Annotated in this window: 19 protein-coding genes; 9 read left to right on the forward strand and 10 right to left on the reverse strand. The window is 68.9% G+C overall.

Annotation, left to right across the window (positions count from 1 at the left end):
• Positions 1 to 171: 171 nt before the first annotated feature.
• Genes DX03_RS10615 through DX03_RS10625 form a run of 3 tightly spaced genes read right to left on the reverse strand, consistent with a single transcriptional unit; the run spans position 172 to position 2,536 of the window.
• The gene (locus DX03_RS10615; protein WP_038688580.1) at positions 172 to 426 is read right to left on the reverse strand and encodes a DUF6587 family protein; all 255 of its coding nucleotides are present in this window, start codon (positions 424 to 426) and stop codon (positions 172 to 174) included.
• Positions 426 to 2,285, reverse strand: a complete 1,860-nt coding sequence (feoB, locus tag DX03_RS10620; protein WP_038688581.1) for a ferrous iron transport protein B — start codon at positions 2,283 to 2,285, stop codon at positions 426 to 428. Before feoB ends, DX03_RS10615 begins: the two co-directional genes overlap by 1 nt.
• Positions 2,282 to 2,536, reverse strand: coding sequence for a FeoA family protein (locus DX03_RS10625; RefSeq protein WP_038688583.1), 255 nt, complete (start codon positions 2,534 to 2,536; stop codon positions 2,282 to 2,284). The genes feoB and DX03_RS10625 overlap by 4 nt, the downstream gene beginning before the upstream one ends.
• Positions 2,537 to 2,655: 119 nt before the next feature.
• On the opposite strand from DX03_RS10625, the gene DX03_RS10630 reads away from it, so the two are divergent.
• The 7 genes from DX03_RS10630 to DX03_RS10660 all read left to right on the forward strand — a co-directional run bounded on the left by DX03_RS10630 (position 2,656) and on the right by DX03_RS10660 (position 9,542).
• Complete coding sequence (locus DX03_RS10630; RefSeq protein ID WP_038688585.1) at positions 2,656 to 3,444, forward strand: enoyl-CoA hydratase-related protein; 789 nt, start codon at positions 2,656 to 2,658, stop codon at positions 3,442 to 3,444.
• Between the two features lie 10 nt (positions 3,445 to 3,454).
• On the forward strand, positions 3,455 to 3,841 hold the full coding sequence (locus DX03_RS10635) for a VOC family protein (protein WP_038688587.1): 387 nt from the start codon (positions 3,455 to 3,457) through the stop codon (positions 3,839 to 3,841).
• Between the two features lie 190 nt (positions 3,842 to 4,031).
• Entirely contained in the window at positions 4,032 to 4,925 is an 894-nt protein-coding gene (locus DX03_RS10640) for a hydroxymethylglutaryl-CoA lyase (protein WP_038688589.1), read from the forward strand.
• Positions 4,922 to 7,489: a sensor domain-containing protein gene (locus tag DX03_RS10645; protein WP_038688591.1), complete on the forward strand. Its 2,568-nt coding sequence runs from the start codon at positions 4,922 to 4,924 to the stop codon at positions 7,487 to 7,489. The genes DX03_RS10640 and DX03_RS10645 overlap by 4 nt, the downstream gene beginning before the upstream one ends.
• A gap of 78 nt (positions 7,490 to 7,567) precedes the next feature.
• Positions 7,568 to 8,338 carry an SDR family NAD(P)-dependent oxidoreductase gene (locus DX03_RS10650; protein WP_038688593.1) on the forward strand — a complete coding sequence of 257 codons (771 nt, stop codon included), beginning with the start codon at positions 7,568 to 7,570 and terminating at the stop codon, positions 8,336 to 8,338.
• 66 nt (positions 8,339 to 8,404) lie between these two features.
• Entirely contained in the window at positions 8,405 to 8,971 is a 567-nt protein-coding gene (yeiP, locus tag DX03_RS10655) for an elongation factor P-like protein YeiP (RefSeq protein WP_038688595.1), read from the forward strand.
• Positions 8,961 to 9,542, forward strand: coding sequence for a hypothetical protein (locus tag DX03_RS10660; protein ID WP_051598830.1), 582 nt, complete (start codon positions 8,961 to 8,963; stop codon positions 9,540 to 9,542). The genes yeiP and DX03_RS10660 overlap by 11 nt, the downstream gene beginning before the upstream one ends.
• Positions 9,543 to 9,566: 24 nt before the next feature.
• On the opposite strand, the gene DX03_RS10665 is transcribed toward DX03_RS10660, so the two are convergent.
• The 4 genes from DX03_RS10665 to DX03_RS10680 form a co-directional block, all read right to left on the reverse strand.
• Complete coding sequence (locus tag DX03_RS10665) at positions 9,567 to 10,301, reverse strand: MliC family protein (RefSeq protein WP_038688597.1); 735 nt, start codon at positions 10,299 to 10,301, stop codon at positions 9,567 to 9,569.
• 99 nt (positions 10,302 to 10,400) lie between these two features.
• Entirely contained in the window at positions 10,401 to 10,790 is a 390-nt protein-coding gene (locus DX03_RS10670) for a nuclear transport factor 2 family protein (RefSeq protein WP_038688599.1), read from the reverse strand.
• A gap of 1 nt (position 10,791) precedes the next feature.
• Complete coding sequence (locus DX03_RS10675) at positions 10,792 to 13,905, reverse strand: multidrug efflux RND transporter permease subunit (RefSeq protein ID WP_038688601.1); 3,114 nt, start codon at positions 13,903 to 13,905, stop codon at positions 10,792 to 10,794.
• 590 nt (positions 13,906 to 14,495) lie between these two features.
• Positions 14,496 to 15,650 carry an efflux RND transporter periplasmic adaptor subunit gene (locus tag DX03_RS10680; RefSeq protein WP_038692242.1) on the reverse strand — a complete coding sequence of 385 codons (1,155 nt, stop codon included), beginning with the start codon at positions 15,648 to 15,650 and terminating at the stop codon, positions 14,496 to 14,498.
• 126 nt (positions 15,651 to 15,776) lie between these two features.
• Between DX03_RS10680 and DX03_RS10685 the strand changes: the two genes are divergently transcribed.
• Entirely contained in the window at positions 15,777 to 16,523 is a 747-nt protein-coding gene (locus DX03_RS10685; RefSeq protein WP_102100680.1) for a response regulator, read from the forward strand.
• Positions 16,523 to 17,587, forward strand: coding sequence for an ATP-binding protein (locus DX03_RS10690; RefSeq protein WP_038688605.1), 1,065 nt, complete (start codon positions 16,523 to 16,525; stop codon positions 17,585 to 17,587). The genes DX03_RS10685 and DX03_RS10690 overlap by 1 nt, the downstream gene beginning before the upstream one ends.
• Here the strand turns inward: DX03_RS10690 and DX03_RS10695 are convergent.
• The 3 genes from DX03_RS10695 to DX03_RS10705 all read right to left on the reverse strand — a co-directional run bounded on the left by DX03_RS10695 (position 17,565) and on the right by DX03_RS10705 (position 21,129).
• Entirely contained in the window at positions 17,565 to 19,382 is a 1,818-nt protein-coding gene (locus DX03_RS10695) for a DUF7844 domain-containing protein (RefSeq protein WP_038688607.1), read from the reverse strand. The two genes, DX03_RS10690 and DX03_RS10695, sit on opposite strands and share 23 nt — an antisense overlap.
• Positions 19,382 to 19,675 (reverse strand): DUF2388 domain-containing protein, encoded by a 294-nt coding sequence (locus tag DX03_RS10700; protein WP_392732939.1) that lies wholly within the window; start codon positions 19,673 to 19,675, stop codon positions 19,382 to 19,384. Before DX03_RS10700 ends, DX03_RS10695 begins: the two co-directional genes overlap by 1 nt.
• Before the next feature lie 65 nt (positions 19,676 to 19,740).
• Entirely contained in the window at positions 19,741 to 21,129 is a 1,389-nt protein-coding gene (locus DX03_RS10705; protein ID WP_038688612.1) for an FAD-binding oxidoreductase, read from the reverse strand.
• Positions 21,130 to 21,211 lie beyond the last annotated feature (82 nt).

Genomic DNA, 21,211 nt, shown 5'->3' on the forward strand with positions numbered 1-21,211 from the left:
TCTACGCTCGAGGGCGACGTCGTAGCGCCGGGCTCTGCCCGGCTTGTGTCAGATCCCCGCGCCATTGGCCGGAGAGCAGCCGGGCAGAGCCCGGCGCTACGCGGCTTGGGTCAGATCCCCGCATCATTGGCCGAGGGCAGCCGGGCAGAGCCCGGCGCTACGCGGGCTGATTCAGTGCTGTTTCGGGGTGCTCGGGCCGCAGCTGTCACAGCCACCGCAGGCGCCACCGCCGCCGCTGGCCGGGGGCGCGATCTTCCGCCCCAGGGCCTGCACCCAGGCGGCACGCTGCGGCTTCACCAGCCCCAGCGCGATCGCTCCGCGCGCCTTGCGCACGGTGCCCGGGAACTGCTTTTTCAGCACGACCCAGGCGCTGACCAGCACGATCAGCACCACCACGATGTACTGCAGCAGCAGGCCGGTGCTCATCAGCCGCCGCCCAGTGCCACGGTCACCTGGTAGGTGACCAGCGCGGCAAGATAGGCCGCGGCGAACAGGTAGACGGTGGCAAAGCCCACCTGCTTCCACGAGTTGGTTTCACGCTTGATCGTGGCCAGCGTGGAAATGCACATCGGCGCGTAGATGAACCACACCAGCAGCGACAGACCCGTGGCCAGCGACCAGCCATGGGCCACCACCGGGGTCAGCGCCTGGATCGCCGCGTCATCATCGGCAGCGGACAACGCATAGATCGTGGCCAGCGAGGACACCGCCACTTCGCGCGCGCCCATGCCCGGGATCAGGGCGATGCAGATCTGCCAGTTGAAGCCCAGCGGCGCGAAGATCGTGGTCATGGCATGACCGATCTGCCCGGCAAAGCTGTAGTCGATGGCCGGCATGGTCGCGTTGGCCGGTGCCGCCGGGAACTTCAGCAGCACCCACAGCAGAATGGTCAACGACAGGATGATGCCGCCCACGCGCTTGAGGAAGATCATGCCGCGCTCGTACAGGCCAACAGCCAGATCACGCGGGTGCGGAATGCGGTACGACGGCAGCTCCAGCATCAGCGGGTGCTCGCTCTTGTCGCGGCGCCACTTCTTCATCACCCACGACATCGCCAGCGCGCTGAGGATGCCGGCCATGTACAGGCCGAACAGGATCAACCCCTGCTGGCTGACGAAGCCCCATAGGGTCTTGGCCGGAATGAACGCACCAATCAGCAGCGCATACACCGGCAGTCGCGCCGAACAGGTCATCAGCGGTGCCACCAGAATCGTGGCAAGGCGGTCGCGGGGGTCCTGGATGCTGCGCGTGGCCATGATGCCCGGCACCGCACAGGCGAAGCTGGACAACAGCGGGATGAACGACCGCCCGGACAGCCCGGCGGCGGCCATCATGCGATCCAGCAGGAACGCCGCGCGTGGCAGGTAGCCCGATTCCTCCAACGCCAGGATGAAGGCGAACAGGATCAGGATCTGCGGCAGGAACACCACCACCCCGCCCACGCCGGCAATGATGCCGTCGGTGAGCAGACTGGTCAGCGGGCCTTCGGGCAGCACCGTGGCCACAGTCTCGCCCAGCCAGCCGAAGCCGGCCTCGATGCCGTCCATCAGCGGCGTGGCCCAGGCAAACACCGCCTGGAAGATCAGGAACATCACCACCACCAGGGTGATCAGCCCGAACACCGGGTGCAGCAGCCAGCGGTCCAGCGCGTCATCGATCTTCGCGGTGCGGGTGGGCATGCTGACCGACGCGGCCAGGATGCCGCGCACCTGCGCGTGGTAATCCGCGTCCGCATCGGGCAGCGCCACGGGCGCCTGCAGATGCGGCACCATCGCGTCCAGCCGCGCGACCAGCGCCTGGGCACCGTTGCGGCGCACCGCCACGGTTTCCACCACCGGCACGCCCAGCGCCTGCTCCAGCGCCGGTACGTCGATCTTGATGCCACGGCGCTCGGCCGCATCCACCATGTTCAGCGCCACGATCATCGGCTTGCCCAGCTCGCGCAGTTCCAGCGCGAAGCGCAGGTGCAGGCGCAGGTTGGTGGCGTCGATCACGCACAGCAGCACGTCCGGCGCGGCCTCGCCCGGGTAGAAGCCCCGGCACAGGTCACGCGTGATGGCCTCGTCCAGGCTGGCCGGCTGCAGGCTGTAGGCACCCGGCAGGTCGAGCACGGCGAACTCGCGCCCCGACGGCGCACGCAGGCGGCCTTCCTTGCGCTCGACGGTGACGCCGGTGTAGTTGGCCACCTTCTGGCGGCTGCCGGTGAGCTGGTTGAACAGCGCGGTCTTGCCGCTGTTCGGGTTGCCCACCAGCGCCACGCGCAGGGGCAGCGCCACCGCACTCATGCCGCCGCTCCGGCCGGGATCGCGGTGACCAGGATGCGCCGGGCCTCGCTGCGGCGCAGGGCGAAGCGCGTGAACCCGACCTGCACCAGCAGCGGTTCACCGCCCACCGGCCCACGGGCTACCAGACGCACATCCTCGCCCTTGACGAAACCCAGCTCACGGAGCCGGCGGGCGATCGCATCGTTTGCATGTAGGTCCTGCACGGCGTCCACCAGGGCGGAACCGTGCAGAGGCAGATCGGACAACGTCACGGAGCGCCTTCTTGCCAATCAGGAATGGTTATCAATTCTAGCATCGCCGCGCCGCGTCATTGCCCGTGCCCCATGGCCCGCTATGATCCGTACATGTATGGAGTAACCGCAGGCCCCCCATGAGTGATGCATTACGGATTGAACGCAGTGCCGCGGTACTGACGCTGTGGCTGAACCGCCCCACCCTGCACAACGCCTTCGATGCGGCCCTGATCGCCCAGCTCACCGCCGCGCTGGAAGCGGCCGGCCGTGACGAGCAGGTGCGCGCGGTGGTGCTGGCCGGCCAGGGCGCCTCGTTCTCGGCCGGCGCGGACATGCAGTGGATGCGCGGCATGGCCGCCGCCAGCGAGGACGCCAACCGCGAGGATTCGCTGGCGCTGGCGCGGCTGATGCGCACCCTGGACGAGCTGCCCAAGCCCACCATCGCGCGAGTGCAGGGTGCCGCATTTGGTGGCGGGGTGGGCCTGGTGGCCTGCTGCGACATCGCCATTGCCAGCACCACCGCCCGCTTCGGCCTGACCGAAAGCCGGCTGGGCCTGCTGCCGGCGGTGATTTCCCCCTATGTGATCGACGCGATCGGCCCACGCCAGGCCCGTCGCTGGTTTGCCACCGGCGAGCATTTCGACGCCGAAACCGCGCTGCGGATCGGTCTGGTGCACCAGCTGATCGAACCTGAACGCATCGACGAGGCGGTTCAGCGCCAGCTGGGCCTGCTGGACAAGGCCGGCCCGGTGGCATCGGCGTCGGCGAAGGACCTGGTGCGCCGGGTCAGCGTGGGCCGCGACCGCGACGCGCTGGACCGTGACAACGCCGCGCTGATCGCGCGTCTGCGGGTGTCGGCCGAGGGCCAGGAAGGCCTGGGCGCGTTCCTGGACAAGCGCGCCCCGCATTGGGTCACCCAGGACTGAGGACACGCACATGCTCGACCACATCGGTATCCGCTGCGCCGACTTCACGCGCAGCCTGTCGTTTTTCCAGCAGGCCCTGGCCCCGCTGGGCATCCGCGTGGTGATGCAGGTCAGCGCCGAACAGACCGGCGACCATGACCATGCCGGCTTCGGCCGCACCGGCAAGCCGGACTTCTGGATCGGCAACGCCCCCGGCGCCCACGGCGGCGTGCACGTGGCCTTCAGCGCCGACAGCCGCGAGGCGGTGGATGCGTTCCACCGCGCCGCGCTCGCGGCCGGTGGCCAGGACAATGGCGCGCCCGGCATCCGCGAGTACTACCACCCCAGCTACTACGGGGCCTTCGTGCTCGACCCGGACGGCAACAACATCGAAGCGGTCTGCCACCGCCCGGGCTGAGCACCCCGGTCGCCCCCGACGACCGCGCTCCCCGCCGCGGACTGGCCGCTTTGTCGCCCAGCCCGCGTATCCCCCTTTCGTGGCCCGCCGGGGAACGCGGGCCACCCTCTTTCCCCTGGTATCCCTGTGACCCGACCCCTGCCCCTTCTGCAGCCTGCTGTGCGCCATCCCGTCCGCCGGGAGGCCTGCCATGGATGATTTCGTCCGCATCGTCGAAGTCGGCCCGCGTGACGGCCTGCAGAACGAAGCCCAGCCGGTGGCCACCGCCGACAAGATCGAGCTGATCCGGCAGCTGTCGCTGACCGGCCTGCGCACCATTGAAGCCACCAGCTTCGTCAGCCCGCGCTGGGTGCCGCAACTGGCCGACGCCGCCGAGGTCTACGCCGGCATCGCGCGTCGCCCCGGCATCGCCTACCCGGTGCTGGTGCCCAACGAACAGGGCTACGACCGTGCCCGCGCCGTGGGCGTCTCGGAAGTGGCGGTATTCACTGCGGCGTCGGAAACCTTCAACCGCACCAACACCAACGCCGGCATCGACGAATCGCTGGCCCGCTTCGCGCCGATCCTTGAGCGCGCCAAGGCCGACGGGGTCAACGTCCGCGGCTACGTCTCCACCGTGCTCGGCTGCCCCTACCAGGGCGAAGTGGCGGTCAGCGAGGTGGTCCGGGTGGCACGCGCCCTGCACGACATGGGCTGTTACGAAATCTCGCTGGGCGACACCATCGGCGTGGGCACCCCGCGCAAGGCGCGCGCGATGCTGCACGCGGTGGCAGCCGAACTGCCGATGTCGGCGCTGGCCGTGCATTTCCATGACACCTACGGCCAGGCGCTGGCCAACATCGATGCGTGCCTGGAGGAAGGCGTGCGCGTGGTGGATTCGGCCGTGTCCGGCGCGGGCGGCTGCCCGTACGCCAAGGGCGCAAGCGGCAATGTCGCCAGCGAAGACGTGGTGTACCTGCTGCACGGCATCGGCATGCGCACCGGCATCGACCTGCCGGCGCTGGCCGCGACCGGCCGCTGGCTGGCGGCGCGGCTGGGCCGCGAGACCGGCAGCAAGGCCGGCAAGGCGCTGGCGGCCACATGAGCCGCCGCGGCCCGCGCAGGGACGTTGCGGCCGGTGATCACCTCACCGCCCACGTCCACGCGCTGGCCGCCATGGATCGCGCCCTGGCAAGCCCGCCGGGCGAGGCCGACCTGCGCACCCTGCTGCGCGAGGTGCAGCAGGCCCTGCAGGAAGCGATGGACGACCGCCAGCTGGCACTGCGCCGCTACACCGCCCTGTTCGATGCCGTGCCCGACCCGGTCAGCATCCTGAGCGAATCGGGCGTGGTGCTGGACCTCAACAAGGCCGGCGTGCGCGCCTATGGCCGCCCGCGCGAGGACATCGTCGGGCAGCCGATCGAACTGCTCAACCCGGACCTGCCCAACGACCACCTGGACCCGGTGTGGGAAGCGCTGCACCGGGGCGAAACCTACGTCATCGAAGTCACCAACATGCGCGGCGACGGCAGCCGCTTCCCGGTGGAAGTGCACTCGGCCGGGTTCGAGCACCAGGGCGAGCATTGCATCGTGGCCGTGGCGCGCGACCTGAGCAGCCGCTGGCAGGCCGAATCGCGCTACCGCCTGCTGATGGAGTCGATCGACAAGGGCGTGGTCCTGTTCGACAGCCACCTGCGCGTGGTCTCGGCCAATCCGGCCGCGCACCGCATCCTGGGCACCCCCGGCAACGGCGGCAGCCTGCAGGCGATGCTGGCCCCGGACGACTGGATCTGCGTGGACGAACACGGCCACCCGCTGACCCGCGAGCAATGGCCGGCGGCGGTCTCGCTGCGCACCGGCCGGATCATCCGCAGCACCATCGTCGGGCTGTACCACCGCCCGCGCGGCCGCATGATCTGGATCTCCACCACCAACGTGCCGGTGTTCGGCACCGGCCGCGACTGCCCGGACCACGTGTTCGGCATGTTCAGCGACATCACCGAACTCAAGCGCACCAATGCCCTGTTCGACCGCGCCCAGTCGCTGGCGCACATCGGCGGCTGGGAATGGGACCGCGGCCTGCAGCGGCTGTACCTCACCGACGAGGCCAATCGCATCCTGGGCCAGGAGCTGCCGCTGCACGACATGGCGCACCTGCTGGAATGCCTGCGCGTGGACGACCGCTCGCAGCTGCAGCAGGCGCTGCTGGACGTGATCGACAAGCAGGTGCCGTTCGAGCTGGAGCTGCAGGGCCAGCGCGGCGACGGGCATTCGTTCTGGGTGCGCATGATCGGCGAAGCCGAAGCCGGCGACGTGGATGCCGCGCGCATCGCCGGCACCGTGCAGGACATCACCGCGCGCAAGCAGGCCGAGGAAACCCTGCGCATCCAGGCCCGTACTGATCCGCTCACCGGCATCATGAACCGCGATGCGGTGCTCAACGACCTGGCCGCACGCATGGCCAACCCCACCCATTGCCGGGTGGCGGTGCTGTACATCGATCTGGACCGGTTCAAGACCGTCAACGACCTGCTGGGCCACAACGCCGGCGACGAACTGCTGATCGATGCCACCCGCCGCATCGCCACCGCGATCGGCACCGAAGGGCTGCTGGCACGCTTCGGCGGCGACGAATTCCTGGTGGTCTGCGACACCCGCGACCAGGCCGACCAACCCGAGCGTCTGGCCGAGGCGATCACGCGCGGGTTCAGCACGCCGTTCCGGTTCGGCAGCGACGAATTCGCAGTGACCACCAGCATCGGCATCGCCCGCGCGCCGCAGGACGGGCTGCGCCCGCAACAGCTGATCCAGAACGCCGACATCGCCATGTACGACTGCAAGCGGCGCACCCGCAACGGCTGGCAGGTGTTTTCCCCGGAGCTGGCGCAGCGCCAGCACGACCGCCTGCAGATCGAAAGCCGCCTGCACCGCGCGCTGGACGACGACGAGTTCCACCTGGTCTACCAGCCGCAGGTCAGCCTGCACGACGGCCGCATGGTGGCCGCCGAAGCCCTGATCCGCTGGCGCAACTCGCAGCTGGGCGAACTGCGCCCGGACATCTTCATCGCCCACGCCGAAAGCACCGGTGACATCGTGCGGATCGGCTTGTGGGTGCTGCGCGAGGCCTGCCGCCAGATCCGCCAGTGGCAGGATGCCGGGCTGGGCATCGTGCGGGTGGCGGTGAACGTGTCCTACCGGCAGTTCGTCGGCGAAGACCTGGCCCGCCACGTGCGCCAGGTACTGGACGAGTTCGGCCTGCCGGGCAGCGCACTGGAACTGGAGTTCACCGAGCGGGTGCTGATCGAGGACGCGCCGGACACCCTGCAGACCTTCGCGCGCCTGCGTGAAATGGGCGTGCAGCTGACCATCGACGACTTCGGTGAAGGCTACAGCGCGCTGAACTATCTGCGCCGGCTGCCGATACACGGGCTCAAGCTGAGCCAGCTGTTCGTCGAGGGCGTGCCGGGCAACCGCTCCGACGAGGCAGTGTGCGAGGCGGTCTGCGGCATCGCGCGCAGCCTGGGGCTGGGCCTGGTGGCCGAGGGCATCGAATCGGAGCCGCAGCGGCGTTTCCTGCAGGCGCTGGGGGTCACGGTCGGGCAAGGGTTCCTGTTCGCGCCCGGGCTTGCACCGGATGAATTCGCCCGGCGCCTGACACCCCGTCACTGAGCCCGGCGCGCAGCGCACAACAGCGGCACCCCCGGCTTCCGCTAGAATCGGCGGTTCCTGATCCAGCGGAACCTTGCGATGCAGCTGTCTTCTGTCCGTGCCGTCATCACCGGAGGCGTCTCCGGCCTCGGCCTGTCCGTGGCCCAGTTCCTGGTTGCCCATGGCGGCAAGGTCGCCCTGTTCGATCTCAATGACGACAAGGGCGCGGCCGCCGTGGCGGCGCTTGGCGCCGTCAACGCGCGCTACTTCACCACCAACGTCAGCGACGAGGCGGCCGTGGCCGCGCAGATCGACGCCGCACACGACTTCCTGGGCGGCTTGAATGTCGCCATCAGCTGCGCGGGCATCCTGGGTGCCGGCCGCGTGCTGGGCAAGGAGGCGCCGATGCCGCTGGCCAACTTCCAGACCACGGTGATGGTCAACCTGGTGGGCAGCTTCAACGTGGCCAAGGCCGCGGCCAACCGCATGCAGCACAACACCCCCGGCGACGACGGCGAGCGCGGGGTGATCATCAACACCGCCAGCGTGGCCGCCTACGAGGGCCAGATCGGCCAGGCCGCGTATTCGGCCTCCAAGGGCGGCGTGGTCAGCATGACCCTGCCGATGGCGCGTGAGCTGTCGCGCTTCGGCATCCGCGTGATGACCATTGCCCCGGGCATCTTCTGGACCCCGATGGTCGATGGCATGCCGCCGGCCGTGCAGGAATCGCTGGCGGCCTCGATCCCGTTCCCGCCGCGCCTGGGCAAGCCCGACGACTTCGCCGGCCTGGTCGGCCATATCCTGGGCAACACCTACCTCAACGGCGAAACCATCCGCCTGGACGGTGGCGTGCGCCTGGCGCCCAAGTAAACAGACACCCATCCCGCCGGGTGCCCGGACAGGCACCCTGACCTCCCACGAACCGACCTTCATTCCATGAAAGCCAACGACATCAAGAAAGGCAACGTCGTCGAATACAACAACGGCGTCTACCAGATCCGCGACATCGAGCGCAGCTCGCCGCAGGGTCGCGGCGGCAACGTCCGCTTCCGCTTCATCATGTACAGCGTGCCGGGCGGCAACAAGCTCGATGCCAGCTTCGATGCCGACGACAACCTGCCCGAAGTCGAGCTGCTGCGCCGCCAGTCCACGTATTCCTACAAGGACGGCGACGCATTCGTGTTCCTGGATGACGAGGACTACACGCCGTACATGGTCGACGCCGATGTGCTGGGCGATGACGCCGGCTACATCACCGATGGCCTGACCGGCATCTACGTGCAGGTGATCGACGAAACCCCGGTGGGCGTGCAGCTGCCGACCAGCGTGGTGCTGGAAGTGGTCGAAACCCCGCCGGAAATGAAGGGCGGCACCGCCACCAAGCGCCCGAAGCCGGCCAAGCTCAGCACGGGCATCGAAATCATGGTGCCCGAGTACATCGCCAACGGCGAACGCGTGCTGGTCAATACCGCCACCGGTGAGTTCGCCGGTCGTGCCGACTAAGCGCCTGGCGCTGGTGGGCTGCCTGTCCCTGCTTGCGGCGTGTTCGCCGCAGGCAGGCGACAGCGGCGCGCACCCGGTCGACGCGGTGCCGGCCGCCGCAGCTCCCGTAGCGGCCACGCCTGCACCCGCGATGGAGGAGGCACCCGATGTTGCCTTAGCAGCCGCCGCCGATGCACCGCTCGATGCGGATGCGGATGCCGACGAGGACGTCGGCATGCCCGACCTGGAGCAGCTGGAACGCGCACGCGCTGCTGCGGGCTGCGAGGTGTCCGGCGACGTGGGTAACCTGGCCGACATCCGCATCTACTGCGCGATGCCCGCCGATGTGCGCGCCTTCCTCGAACGCGAAAACACGTGCCAGCACTTCGCCGGCGAAGAGCCCTACGACGAGGAACGCCGCCAGGAGCTGGAACAGGCCTCAGCGGAGTACTGCGACGGCCGCGAGCGGATCTTCGCGGCACTGTACGAACGCCATCACGACGAGTGCAAAATCCGCCACGCATTGCGCGGCGTCGGCAAGCGCTACGACCTGTTCACCGGTCCGGTACCGGCGGCCGACTGCCAGCCGTAGCGGCGACGCGTATGCGGCTGCCGTTTACGGCTTGGCGGCCAGGGCCGGAGCCCCGGCAAAATCCCCACAGCCGTGATACTGGCGGGCGCCCACGGTCAACATGGCCGTGGCACCGAACGCCTGCCCACTCATGTCGTCCTGGCACACCGTGCGCTGGAAGGTCAGCTTGACCGGCGTGCCGTCCGCGGCCGTGCCCGACCAGCCATCCTTGCCCTGGGTGGGCGCCGCGATCTCCAGCGTGCGCTGCCCGTAGTCGGTTTCCACGCGCAGGTGCGGCGTGGCGCCGGCAGCCACTTCGGCCAGCCAGCCCGGCTCGTTGCCGGTGGCGCGGAAGCCGGCCGCGGTGGCGTCCTGCGCGGTCGGCAGCGGCGCTGCAGCGCCCTGTTCACCACTGCCCGTGCAGGTGCGATCCGGCTCGCCCTTCAACTGCAACGTGCCTTCGGTGGTGCCCTTGGTCCAGAAGACATTGCCCTGCCCGTCACCGTAGCGCGCGCCGGACGCTGCCGGTTCCGATGCCATCGGGTAGGTGCGACCTTCCACCACCACGCTGGCCGAATCCTGGCCGCGGTAGGTGGCCTGCACGGCGACGTCGCCACACTGGAACGCGTAGCTGCGTTCGTCGGAGGTGGCAGCAGCCATGGGCGGCGGCGCCTCGCCCCCACCCGCCTCGCTGGCGTTGCCCTCGGCACGTTGCGCGGGCTGGCAGGCGCTCAGGCCGGTGGCGATGGCCAGGCTGAAAAGCCACGGGGATGCACGCATGTTGGACTCCTTGCGGTTGTTGCGTTCAGCGAACCATCCTAGCCCGCAGCCTGCAGCAGGAGGTGAAGCAGCCCTGACTCCATGGGCTGCAGCATCGGTTCAGACCCCGCGCGGCGGCAGCAGTCCGATCGACAGCAGGTGCACGCCGGCCGCGTTCGATGCGCTGGCCCACACCCGCAGCAGGCGCAGTGCACGCGCGTGTTCGCCGGCCGCGTCGGCATAGCGCAGCCGCACGTCGCTGGATACCAGGGTGAGCTGCCCGCACACCAGCGGTTCCACCGCAGCCTGCTCTAGCGCGGTGATCCGCAGCTGTCCGGTTGACCACGCCGTGAGGCAGGGATGCGCGCCCAACCACTGCCCTTCCCCGTCGCTGAAAAACAGCGACGGCGACAGCCAGGCCTGCAGTGCGTCCACGTCCTGCGCCAACAGCAGCTGCAGGACCTGTGCCTCGGCCGTTGCGATGGTGTGTTCAAGCACGGTCGTGCTCATGTCATTCCTCCCGGCGTCGCCGCCATGGCCAGCGCCAGCGGCGTGCGCCCTGCACCAGTACGTAGAACAGCGGCACGAAGAACACCGCCAGCACGGTGGCGGTCAGCATCCCGCCAAATACCCCGGTGCCGATCGCATGCTGGGTTTCGGCCGACGCGCCGGTGGCCAGCATCAACGGCACCACGCCCAGCGCGAACGCCAGCGACGTCATCAGGATCGGGCGCAGCCGCAGCCGTGCCGCCTCGATCGCTGCATCCACCAGGCCATGCCCCTGCAGCTGCAGCTGGCGCGCGAACTCCACGATCAGGATCGCGTTCTTGGCCGACAGCCCGATCACGGTGATCATCCCGACCTTGAAAAACACATCGTTGGGCAACCCGCGCAACAGTACGGCCGCCACCGCGCCCAGCAGGCCCAGCGGCACCACCAGCAACACCGCCGCCGGGATCGACCAGCTTTCATACAGCGCGGCCAGCACCAGGAATACCACCAGCATCGACAGCAGCATCAGCCACGGCGCCTGCGCACCGGAGGCGCGCTCCTGCAGCGACTGCCCGGTCCAGGCCAGTGCGAAGCCGGCCGGCAGCTGCCGCGCCAGCCGCTCCATCTCGGCCATGGCCTGGCCGCTGGACGCGCCCGCTGCGGCATTGCCGGACAGGCTGAGCGACGGGAAGCCCTGGTAGCGTTCCAGCTGCAATGGCGTCTGCGACCACACCGGGGTGACCAGCTCGGCCAACGCCACCATGCCGCCGTTGGCATTGCGCACGTGCAGCTTGAGCACATCGTCCACCTGCATGCGGTGCGGTGCGTCGGCCTGCACGATCACCTGCTGCAAGCGGCCTGCATTGGGGAAATCGTTGACGTACTGCGAGCCCATCGCCGCCGACAGCGTGTCGCTGATCGCACTGAAGCCCACGCCCATGGCCTGCGCCTTGTGCCGGTCGATCTCCAACCGCACGGTGCTGCCCGATGGCAGGCCTTCGGCATGCACGTCGCGCAGCAGCGGGCTGGCGGCGGCCAGCGCCAGCAGCTGCTGCTGGGCCGCCTGCAGCTGCGCCTGGCTCTGGCCGGTACGCGCCTGCAGGCGCAGGTCGAACCCGGACGAGGTGCCCAGGCTGTCGATGGCCGGCGGGGTCACCACGATCACCTGGCCTTCCGGCGCAGCAGCCATGGCCTGCTGCGCGCGTTCAACCTCGTCGGCCACGGTGGCACCGGCGCGCGCGTCCCAATCGTTGAGCATGGTGTAAGCCATGGCCGCGTTCGGCCCCGACCCGGCGAAGCTGTAGCCCATGATCGCCTGGTTGGAGGCGATGCCCGGACGCGCGGCGATGTGTGCCTCGTAGCGTTGCATCACCTCCAGGGTGCGCTCGGCGGTGGCATCGGCCGGCAGCTGGATGGAGGTCATGAAGTAGCCCTGGTCCTCTTCGGGCAGGAACGCGCCGGGCAGCAGATGCAGACCCAGCCCCAGCGCCACCACGAGTGCGGCGAACACGGCCATGCTGCGTCCACCGCGCTGCAGGATGCGCACCACGCGCCCCTGGTAGCCGTCGGTCATGCGCGCCATGCCGCGGTTGAACGCGCCGAAGAAACCACCACGCCCGTGGTGGCCGCGCGTGCTCGGCTTGAGCAGCGTGGCGCACAGCGCCGGCGTCAGGGTCAGCGCCAGCAGCGCCGAGAACAGGATCGAAACCGCCATGGCCAGGCTGAACTGCCGATAGATCGCGCCCACCGACCCATCGGCGAGCGCCATCGGAATGAACACCGCGGTGAGGACCAGGGTGATGCCGATCACCGCACCGGTGAGCTCCTTCATCGCCTTGGCGGTGGCCTCGCGTGGCGGCAGGCCTTCTTCGGCCATGATCCGCTCGACGCCTTCCACCACCACGATGGCATCGTCGACGATGATGCCGATCGCCAGGACCATGCCGAACATGGTCAACACGTTGATCGAGAAGCCGGCCGCCAGCATCACCGCAAAGGTGCCCAGCAGCGCGATCGGCGCCACGATCGCCGGGATGAGCGTGTAGCGGATGTTCTGCAGGAACAGGTACATCACAGCGAACACCAGCACCATCGCCTCGACGAGGGTGATCAGCACTTTCTGGATCGAGATCGCCACGAACGGCGCGGTGTCGAACGGCACGGTGGACTGCATGCCCACCGGCAGGGTGGGTTCGAGTTCGGCCATGCGCGCACGTACCGCGCCGGCCACCTTCACTGCGTTGGCCCCCGGCGACAACTGGATGGCCGCCGCGGTTGCCGGCGCGCCGTTCTCACGGGTGGACCACGCATAGCTTTCTGCGCCCAGCTCGACCCGCGCCACGTCACCGATGACCACCCGGGAGCCATCCGGGTTGGCCCGCAGCACGATGGCGGCGAACGCCTCGGGCGTGCTCAGCTGGCCTTCCACGGTGAGGGGAATGGTGACCCGCTGGCCCGGCAACGCCGGCGAATCGCCGACCCGGCCGGGGGCGATCTGCGCGTTCTGTTCGCTGATGGCGGTGGTCAGGTCGCCCAGGGTGAGGCGGTAGGCCACCAGCTGTGACGGGTCGACCCAGATCCGCATGGCACGTTCGGCACCGAACAGCTGCACACGGCCTACGCCATCGATGCGCCGCAGTTCTTCGACGATGTTGCGCGCCATGTAGTCGCTCAGGGCCACTTCGTCGAGGCGGCCATCGGTGGAGCGCAGCCCGACCAGCATCAGGAAGCCCGAATCGGCGGCCTCCACGCCAAGGCCGTTCTGTCGCACTGCCTGCGGCAGCCGCGATTCGATCGCCTTGATGCGGTTCTGTACGTCCACCTGGGCCAGCTCCGGATCGGTGCCGGGGCGGAAGGTAGCGGTAATGGAGGCCTCACCCGAGGTATCGGTGGACGAGGAGAAATACAGCAGGTGCTTGACCCCGGACAGCTCGCGCTCGATCAGCCCGACCACGGCATCGTTCATGGTCTGCGCCGACGCCCCGGGATAGCTGGCATAGATGCTGATGCTGGGCGGCGCAACGCTGGGATAGCGCTCGATCGCCAGGCGCGGAATGGCCAGCGCACCGGCCAGCACTACGAAAATAGCCAGCACCCACGCAAACACCGGGCGCTCAATGAAAAACTGCGGCATGCAACATCCTCTCGCCGTGGCACCGCAGCGAAAGCAGCCGGTGCAGTGGCATCGTCATCCACAAAAAAGGTTCTTCGTCGTACTGCGGGATTGCTCAAGCCACTGCGATGCAAGAGCAAGAGCAAGAGCAAGGGCAAGGGCAAGGGCAAGAGCTACTGTCCGCGCCTGCACCGGGCTGGGCAGGTGCGGGTGGGGTTGCGGGACACGCTGCAAGTACATCCCTGTAAGCTCCGTCGCCGCATCCATGCGGCTCAGGGTCCCGCAACCCCACCCGCACCAGCCCCTGACACATGGCTGGCGCGCACAGGAAAGCAGAGCTTCCACTGCACCTGCGGCATTCGCTCCACAAGACCAAAGACAGAGGACCCCACGTCGATTGGATCGCGACAGGTGCCGAGAAACGCCGCCGTTGCACTTCGCTCGCCCAAGGCCACCAGCCCAGTGTCGAGGGTCGGGGTGGGTGGGTTCACGGGACCCTGAGCGCCATGGATGGCGCGACGGAGCCTACACGGACGTACTTGCGGCGTGTCCCGTGAACCTACCCGCCCCGGCCCAGCCACAGAGCAGGTGCTGAAGGCAGCTCTGGCCTTTCAGCTTTCGCTTTTCGCCTTCACACCAGCAGCAGCCGGCTGCCAAGGCCGGGCCGTCACCGCCATCCCTTCCTGCAACCGCTCCTGCCCTTCCACCACCACCCGCTCACCCGCCTGCAGCCCGTGGCTCACCACGTACTCCCGGCCCACCAGACCATCCACCTCGATCGTCCGGATCACCGCCTTGCCCTCCTTACTCACCACCCACGCATACGACTGCCCGCCCGTACTACGCAGCACCGACTGCTGCGGCACCAACAACGCACCCACCTGCACCCCGCGCGGCACCCGCGCCCGCACGAACATCCCCGGCAACAACCGGCGCGCCGGATTGTCCACCACGATCCGCAACACAATGTCGCCCGTCTCCGCGTCCACATTGATCCCCGAAAACAGCATCCGCCCCTGCTCCACATACGGCGTCCCGCCCGTACCCAGCAGCGTCACCGGCAAACCCTTCGCCGCATCCAGCTGACCGGCCACCACCGCACGCTGAATACCCTCCAGCATCGACGCCGGCTGCCGCACATCCACGTACACCTGGTCCAACTGCTGCACCACCGCCATTGGCGTCGCATCGCTCGCCGTCACCAACGCCCCTTCGGTCACCAGCGCCTGATCGATACGCCCCGCAATCGGCGACTCCACCGTCGCATAGCGAAGATCCAACTGCCGCCGCGCCAGCGTCGCACGCGCCTGTGCCACGTCCGCCACCGCCTGCTGATGCTCCGAATGCGCGTCATCCCGCGCCTGCTGACTCACCGCCTGCGCCGCCGCCAGCGAACCCAGCCGCTCCGACTGCACCCGCGTCCGCGCCACCGCCGCCTCACTGCGCTGCAGCAACGCCCGCGCACTGTCCACCTCCGCACGGAACGCCGCCGGGTCGATCTGGAACAACGGCGTACCCGCCTGCACCTCCGCCCCCTGCGCGAACAGCCGCCGCTGCACGATCCCGCCCACCTGCGCGCGGATCTGCGCCGTACGCACCGCCGCCACACGCCCCGGCAACTCATCGTCGCGCTGCACCGTCGCAGGCGAAAGCGACACCACGCTCACCTCCGGCACCGCCACCGGCGCCGCCTCGTCCTTGGCACATGCCGCAAGCATGACCGCAAGCACCGCCCATACAGCGGTTTGAATCCTGTTGGTTTTCATCAGCTGCACAGGGCCGCACACGCGGCCAGAATCATGAATGGCGAAGTCTGCGGCGCCTGCGTGGGGTTTCGATGGAGGAACTGTGGAGATACGATGGAGCACAAGCACCTTCTGGCCCTGCCCCGCATGCACGCCACCGATTCGCCCAGCGCCGCCGCGCACTGGGACCGCTCGCTCAACGCGCTGGTCCTGATCGTCGAAGACGAACCGGAAATCGCCGACATCGTTGCCGCCTACCTCCATCGCGAAGGCCTGCGCACCGTGCGCGCGCAGGACGGCATCGGCGCCCTGGCCCTGCACCGCAGCGCCCGCCCCGACCTGATCCTGCTCGACGTGCAGATGCCCGGCATGGACGGCTGGACCGTGCTCAACACCGTGCGCCAGCGCGGCGACACCCCGGTCATCATGCTCACCGCCCTGGACCAGGACCTGGACAAGCTCACCGCACTACGCATGGGCGCCGACGACTACGTGGTCAAACCGTTCAACCCGGCCGAAGTGGCCGCGCGCGTGCGCGCCGTCCTGCGCCGCACGCTCAATGCGCGTGGCCCGGCCAAACCCGGCATCCTGCGCGTCGGCAGGCTCGTGATCGACCCCGAAACCCACGCCGTACACGTCGAGGGCGACGGCTACAGCCACGAACTGCTGCTCACCCTGACCGAGTACAAACTGCTGCACTGCATGGCGCTGGCCCCGTCACGGATCTTCAGCCGCAGCGAACTCATGCACGAGTGCCTGCCCGAGAGCGAAGCCCTGGAGCGCACCGTGGACAGCCATGTCAGCAAGCTGCGCCGCAAGCTGGATGACGTGGGCCTGGGCAACGTGCCGGCCAGCGTCCGCGGCGTGGGCTACCGGCTGGCGGCCGACCACTGATGCGCCGCCCGGGCCTGAGCCGGCACATCGTGGTGTCGATGTCGCTGATGGTGCTGGCGGTGATCGTGATGGTGATCCTCAGCTCCTACCTGCTGTACGCGGTGCTGGTGAACTTCTACCCCTACGCCGAGGAACCCACCGGCTGGGCCCCCACCGGCCCCGAACTGGTGTGGATGGCCGCGGTTACCCTGCTGGGCCTCGCCGTGGCCGTGGCTGCCTCGGTACGGCTGTCGCAGCGCATCCTGACCCCGCTCAATTCGGTGGTGGACAGCATCGGCAAGCTGGCCGGCGGCGACCTTGGCGCGCGGGCCGCCGCCAGCGACCGCTCGCTGGGCGAGGTGGCGCTGCTGGTGGACGACTTCAATGCCATGGCGCGCCGCCTGCAGAACATGGATGCCGACCGGGTGATGTGGCACGCCGCGATCGCCCACGAACTGCGCACCCCCGTGACCATCCTGCGTGGCCGTCTGCAGGGTCTGGCCGAGGGGGTGTTCCAGCCCGATGAAGCCCAGTTCCGCAGCCTGCTGGCGCAGGTGGAAGGCCTGTCCCGGCTGATCGAAGACCTGCGTGTGCTGAGCCTGGCCGACAGCGCGCGGCTAGACGTGCGCCGCGCGCGCAGCGACGTGGTGCATGAAGTGCATTCGGTCATGACCCTGGTAGACCCCGGCTTCCGCAGCGGCGGTTTCGTGCTGGAACTGGAAACCTCGCGCGAGGAGCATCCGGCCCACTGCGATCCCACCCGGGTGCGCCAGGCCCTGATGGCGCTGCTGGAGAATGCGCGCCGCTACGCCACGCCCGGGCGCGTGCGCATCGCCGTGCATGACACCGCCACCCACGTGCAGGTATCCATCGACGATGAGGGACCGGGTATCGACCCCGCGTTGAGCGCCCACATCTTCGACCCGTTCATGCGCGGCGATGGCTCGCGTTCGCGCCAGCGCGGCGGCAGCGGGTTGGGCTTGGCGGTGGTGAAGGCCATCGCCGATGCCCATGGCGGCCGCGTATCGTGCACCGCCAGTGCGCTGGGTGGCGCACGCTTTGTCATCGAACTGCCGCGTCAGTAGCGGTTTCCTCGCGCGCCAGGGTACGCATGCGCGCGCCCAGCCGGTCCAGGTTGTTCTCGATCGTGACCAGTTCCTGCTGCTGTGCCGCCGGCAGGCGCGCGCGCAGCTGCTGTTGCAGCTGCTGCCACGCCGGTACGCCGCGGGCGCTGATGGCCGCGGTGGATGCCGCGGCAGCCGCCCGCTCGCTGCCCAGCGGCAGACCGTAGCCGCCGCCCGGCACCAGCGCCGCCGGGCTGACCAGCTGGCCGGTGTCGTGCAGCAGCGCCATCAAGGTGTCGCGGGCCGGGTCGGCGCCCTGTGCGCGGGTGCCAAGCGTGCGCTTGAGCTGGTCGCGCGCACGCAGTTCCTCGCGTTGGCGTGCCGCCTGTTCCAGCAGCAGCAACGCCGCCGTTGCGCGCAGCCCACCCTGCCCCAGCCACGGTGCACGCTGCGCCGCCGGACGCTGCAGCCATGCGGCCACCTCGGCAGTGTCCAGCGGCAGTTCGGCCCGGGCCACCTCGAACAGCTGTTGGTAGTGATCCTGCGCCGAGGCGAAGTAGTAGCCTTGGCGGGTCGCCTCGGCCCGGTTCTGCAGCACTGTGGGATCGGCGCGTCCCTCCCGGGTCAGGCGTGTCAGCAGGCCACGCGGGGTGATCCGGTTCAGGCCGGGCGTGGCCCAGGCCGGCACGCCTTCCTGCAGCAGCTTGCCGGTTTCCACCGCGCAGTTGTTGCTCACGAACAGGTACCTGCCGTCATAGCTCCAGTGCACCTGGGCCACGCGCTCGAGCAGGCTGGCAATCTCCCCGGCCTGCAGCTGCAACGGCACCGAGGACAGCCCGCGCAGTTCCAGCTGGGTGTACTCGTTGATCACCTGGTTCAGCGGCAACACGAACAGCCGCGAGGGGTACGAACCGGTGAGCCCGCGCCAACTGGAAATCTGCACATCGCCGACAAACGCGCGGAACGACAGTACCCGGTGGTAGGACAGGTCCATCCGGCAGGCAGGCCCCGGCGCGCGGCCCGGCGCGCAGATCACCAGCCGCAGCATGCTGTGGCCCCAGCGGCTCATCAGCCGGTCGTTGCCCTCGGCGAGCAGGTAGTCCACCGCGTACACGCGGGCCGGATCCAGCTGCAGCAGCGATGCGGCACCCGATGCGTCGTCGGCCTGCACCAACGGCAGACGTGCATCGCAGTCCGGGGCGTGTCCGCTGGCACCGATCTGCGCGGTGAACCATGCATGCACTGCCGGGCGCCGGCAGGCATATGCGGGATCCAGCACGAAATGCTCGGCGTTGACCGCCAGGAACTCGGCCGGGCTGGTCCGCTCGTACTCGTCGGGGCTGCGCGTGCTGAAATGATTGCCGGTGCGACCCAGCCGCCAGGGGCGCTGCTGCCAGCCACTGAGGTCGCGCCATCGCGCCGTCTGCGACCAGCCCCCGCCTGCGGCGCGGTCCAGCACATGGGTGAGTTCGTGGATCAGCGCGGCCTGCAGCGCGCGCGGCAGTGGCTCGCCCGTGCGTACGTCATCGAGCAGGTCACGGCGCAGGGTAATCGCGCCACGGCGGGTGCGGCCATGCACGTGTTTTGGAAGGGTGGACGACCAGCCGACCTTTACCGGGCGATCAAAACGGTCCTGCCAGGCGGCAGGTACTACGTGCTGCATGTCCTGCAGTGCACGCTCGGCGGCCAGGATCTGCTGCCCATCAAGTCCGTCCGACTGCAGCTCGAACTGCAGCGCCGCCTGCGCGAAGGGACAGGCCAACAGCGCCGCCAGGGCCGCCCAACGCCAGTGGCGGGCCCGGCGACGCGCCTGCATCAGCGTGCCAGCAGGGTCCGGGCCAACGCCAGGTCGCTGGTATCACGCTGCGCGGCATCGTGTTCGCGCAGGTGCAGCAGGGCCGCTTCCAGGCGGGCGCCACGGATGGCCCCGTCGCTGGCAACGAATGCCGCCGCGTCTTCGCGCGCATCGAGCACGATCTTGTCATCGTCCGAGCTGGACGAACCGGCCGACGAGGCACCGGAGGCGGAGCCAGCGGACGAGCCGGCGAAACTGGAGGCCAGCGCCGGCAACGGCAGGGCAAGCACGGCGAGAAGCAGGATCGGACGCATCGTCATGGTGTCGTTCGAAGTGGGAAAGCGCAGAGCGTATAGCCTGCGTGAAGACCTGTCGCGTCCTACAGGTCGAACAGCTTGCCGGGATTCAGCAGCCCTTGGGGATCAAACGCACGTTTGACCGCCTTCATCAAAGCGATTTCCGGCGCACTGCGGGTGCTGTCCAGGTAACCCTTCTTGACCAGGCCGATGCCATGTTCGGCCGAGATGCTGCCATCGAACCGTGCCAGCACCTGGGCCAGCAGCTTGGTCACGTGCTCGCACTGGGTCAGGAATTCCGCATCTTCGGTGGCATCGGGCTTGAGCACGTTGATGTGCAGGTTGCCGTCGCCGATGTGGCCGAACCAGACCACGTCGAACTGCGGATACGCCTGCCCGATCAGCGCCTGGGTTTCGGCCATGAACGCGGGCATCGCCGATATCCGCACCGACACGTCGTTCTTGTAGGGCTTGTAACGCGCCACCGCTTCGGTGATGCCCTCGCGCAGGCGCCACAGCTGCGCGGCCTGCGCATCGCTGGCACTGACCACGCCGTCACTGACCCAGCCCTGCTCCATGCAGGCCTCGAACGCCGCCATCGCGGCGGCCTCCTGGGCTTCGTCGCCGGCCGCGAATTCGGTGACCACGTAGAACGGGTGCACCTGCTCGAACGGCGCCTGCGCACCGTGCGCCAGCACGTGTTCCAACGCGCGGTCGGTGAAGAACTCGAACGCCTGCAGCTGCATCCGCTCACGGAACGCGGCGAACACCTGCATCAGCACCTCGAAGCTGGGCAGTGCAAGCAGCATCACGTTGCTGGCCGGCGGCGGATCGGTCAGCCGCAGCGTCGCCTCGACGATGACGCCCAGGGTGCCTTCGGAGGCGATCAGCAGCTGGCGGAAATCGTAGCCGCTGGAATTCTTGATCAGGCCCTTGTTGAGCTCCAGCAGCTCGCCACTGGCGGTGACCACCTTCAATCCGGCGATCCACTCGCGGGTGTTGCCGTAGCGGATCACGCGGATGCCGCCGGCGTTGGTGGCGATGTTGCCGCCGATCGAGCACGACCCACGCGCGGCGAAGTCCACCGGGTAGATCAGCCCGTGCTCCAGCGCTGCGTTGTGCACCGCTTCCAGCGCCATACCGGCCTGTACGGTCAGGGTGCGGTCCACCGCGTCGAAGGCCAGCGGCTTGTTCATCCGCTCCAGGCTGAGCACCAGTTCGCCGTTCGCAGCCACCGCGCCACCGGACAGCCCGGTGCGCCCACCCGACGGCACCACCGCCACCTGGTGCGTGCTCGCCCAGCGCAGGATCGCCTGCACCTCGTCCACGCTGCCCGGCAAGGCGATCGCCAGCGGCGCCGGCGTCCAGCGCCGGGTCCAGTCGCGCCCGTAATGCTCCAGATCGGCCGCTTCGGTCGTGAGCCGCAGCCCGGGGCAGTCCTGCAACAGCGAAGAAAGGCGCGGATCGGTCATGGCGGCAAGGCAGGACGAGGGAATTCCCAAGCGTAGCAGACCGCCACGCCGGGCCTGCCCGCCGGCATCCCCTTCAACGTGT

This window comes from Stenotrophomonas rhizophila, assembly GCF_000661955.1.
Lineage (GTDB): Bacteria > Pseudomonadota > Gammaproteobacteria > Xanthomonadales > Xanthomonadaceae > Stenotrophomonas > Stenotrophomonas rhizophila.

Excerpts from the sequence above, each read along its gene's own strand:
- DX03_RS10615 (WP_038688580.1), bottom strand. The coding sequence starts at position 426 with ATGAGCACCGGCCTGCTGCTGCAGTACATCGTGGTGGTGCTGATCGTG.
- feoB (WP_038688581.1), bottom strand. The coding sequence starts at position 2,285 with ATGAGTGCGGTGGCGCTGCCCCTGCGCGTGGCGCTGGTGGGCAACCCG.
- DX03_RS10630 (WP_038688585.1), top strand. The coding sequence starts at position 2,656 with ATGAGTGATGCATTACGGATTGAACGCAGTGCCGCGGTACTGACGCTG.
- DX03_RS10635 (WP_038688587.1), top strand. The coding sequence starts at position 3,455 with ATGCTCGACCACATCGGTATCCGCTGCGCCGACTTCACGCGCAGCCTG.
- DX03_RS10640 (WP_038688589.1), top strand. The coding sequence starts at position 4,032 with ATGGATGATTTCGTCCGCATCGTCGAAGTCGGCCCGCGTGACGGCCTG.
- DX03_RS10645 (WP_038688591.1), top strand. The coding sequence starts at position 4,922 with ATGAGCCGCCGCGGCCCGCGCAGGGACGTTGCGGCCGGTGATCACCTC.
- DX03_RS10650 (WP_038688593.1), top strand. The coding sequence starts at position 7,568 with ATGCAGCTGTCTTCTGTCCGTGCCGTCATCACCGGAGGCGTCTCCGGC.
- yeiP (WP_038688595.1), top strand. The coding sequence starts at position 8,405 with ATGAAAGCCAACGACATCAAGAAAGGCAACGTCGTCGAATACAACAAC.
- DX03_RS10665 (WP_038688597.1), bottom strand. The coding sequence starts at position 10,301 with ATGCGTGCATCCCCGTGGCTTTTCAGCCTGGCCATCGCCACCGGCCTG.
- DX03_RS10670 (WP_038688599.1), bottom strand. The coding sequence starts at position 10,790 with ATGAGCACGACCGTGCTTGAACACACCATCGCAACGGCCGAGGCACAG.
- DX03_RS10675 (WP_038688601.1), bottom strand. The coding sequence starts at position 13,905 with ATGCCGCAGTTTTTCATTGAGCGCCCGGTGTTTGCGTGGGTGCTGGCT.
- DX03_RS10680 (WP_038692242.1), bottom strand. The coding sequence starts at position 15,650 with ATGAAAACCAACAGGATTCAAACCGCTGTATGGGCGGTGCTTGCGGTC.
- DX03_RS10685 (WP_102100680.1), top strand. The coding sequence starts at position 15,777 with ATGCACGCCACCGATTCGCCCAGCGCCGCCGCGCACTGGGACCGCTCG.
- DX03_RS10690 (WP_038688605.1), top strand. The coding sequence starts at position 16,523 with ATGCGCCGCCCGGGCCTGAGCCGGCACATCGTGGTGTCGATGTCGCTG.
- DX03_RS10695 (WP_038688607.1), bottom strand. The coding sequence starts at position 19,382 with ATGCAGGCGCGTCGCCGGGCCCGCCACTGGCGTTGGGCGGCCCTGGCG.
- DX03_RS10700 (WP_392732939.1), bottom strand. The coding sequence starts at position 19,675 with ATGCGTCCGATCCTGCTTCTCGCCGTGCTTGCCCTGCCGTTGCCGGCG.
- DX03_RS10705 (WP_038688612.1), bottom strand. The coding sequence starts at position 21,129 with ATGACCGATCCGCGCCTTTCTTCGCTGTTGCAGGACTGCCCCGGGCTG.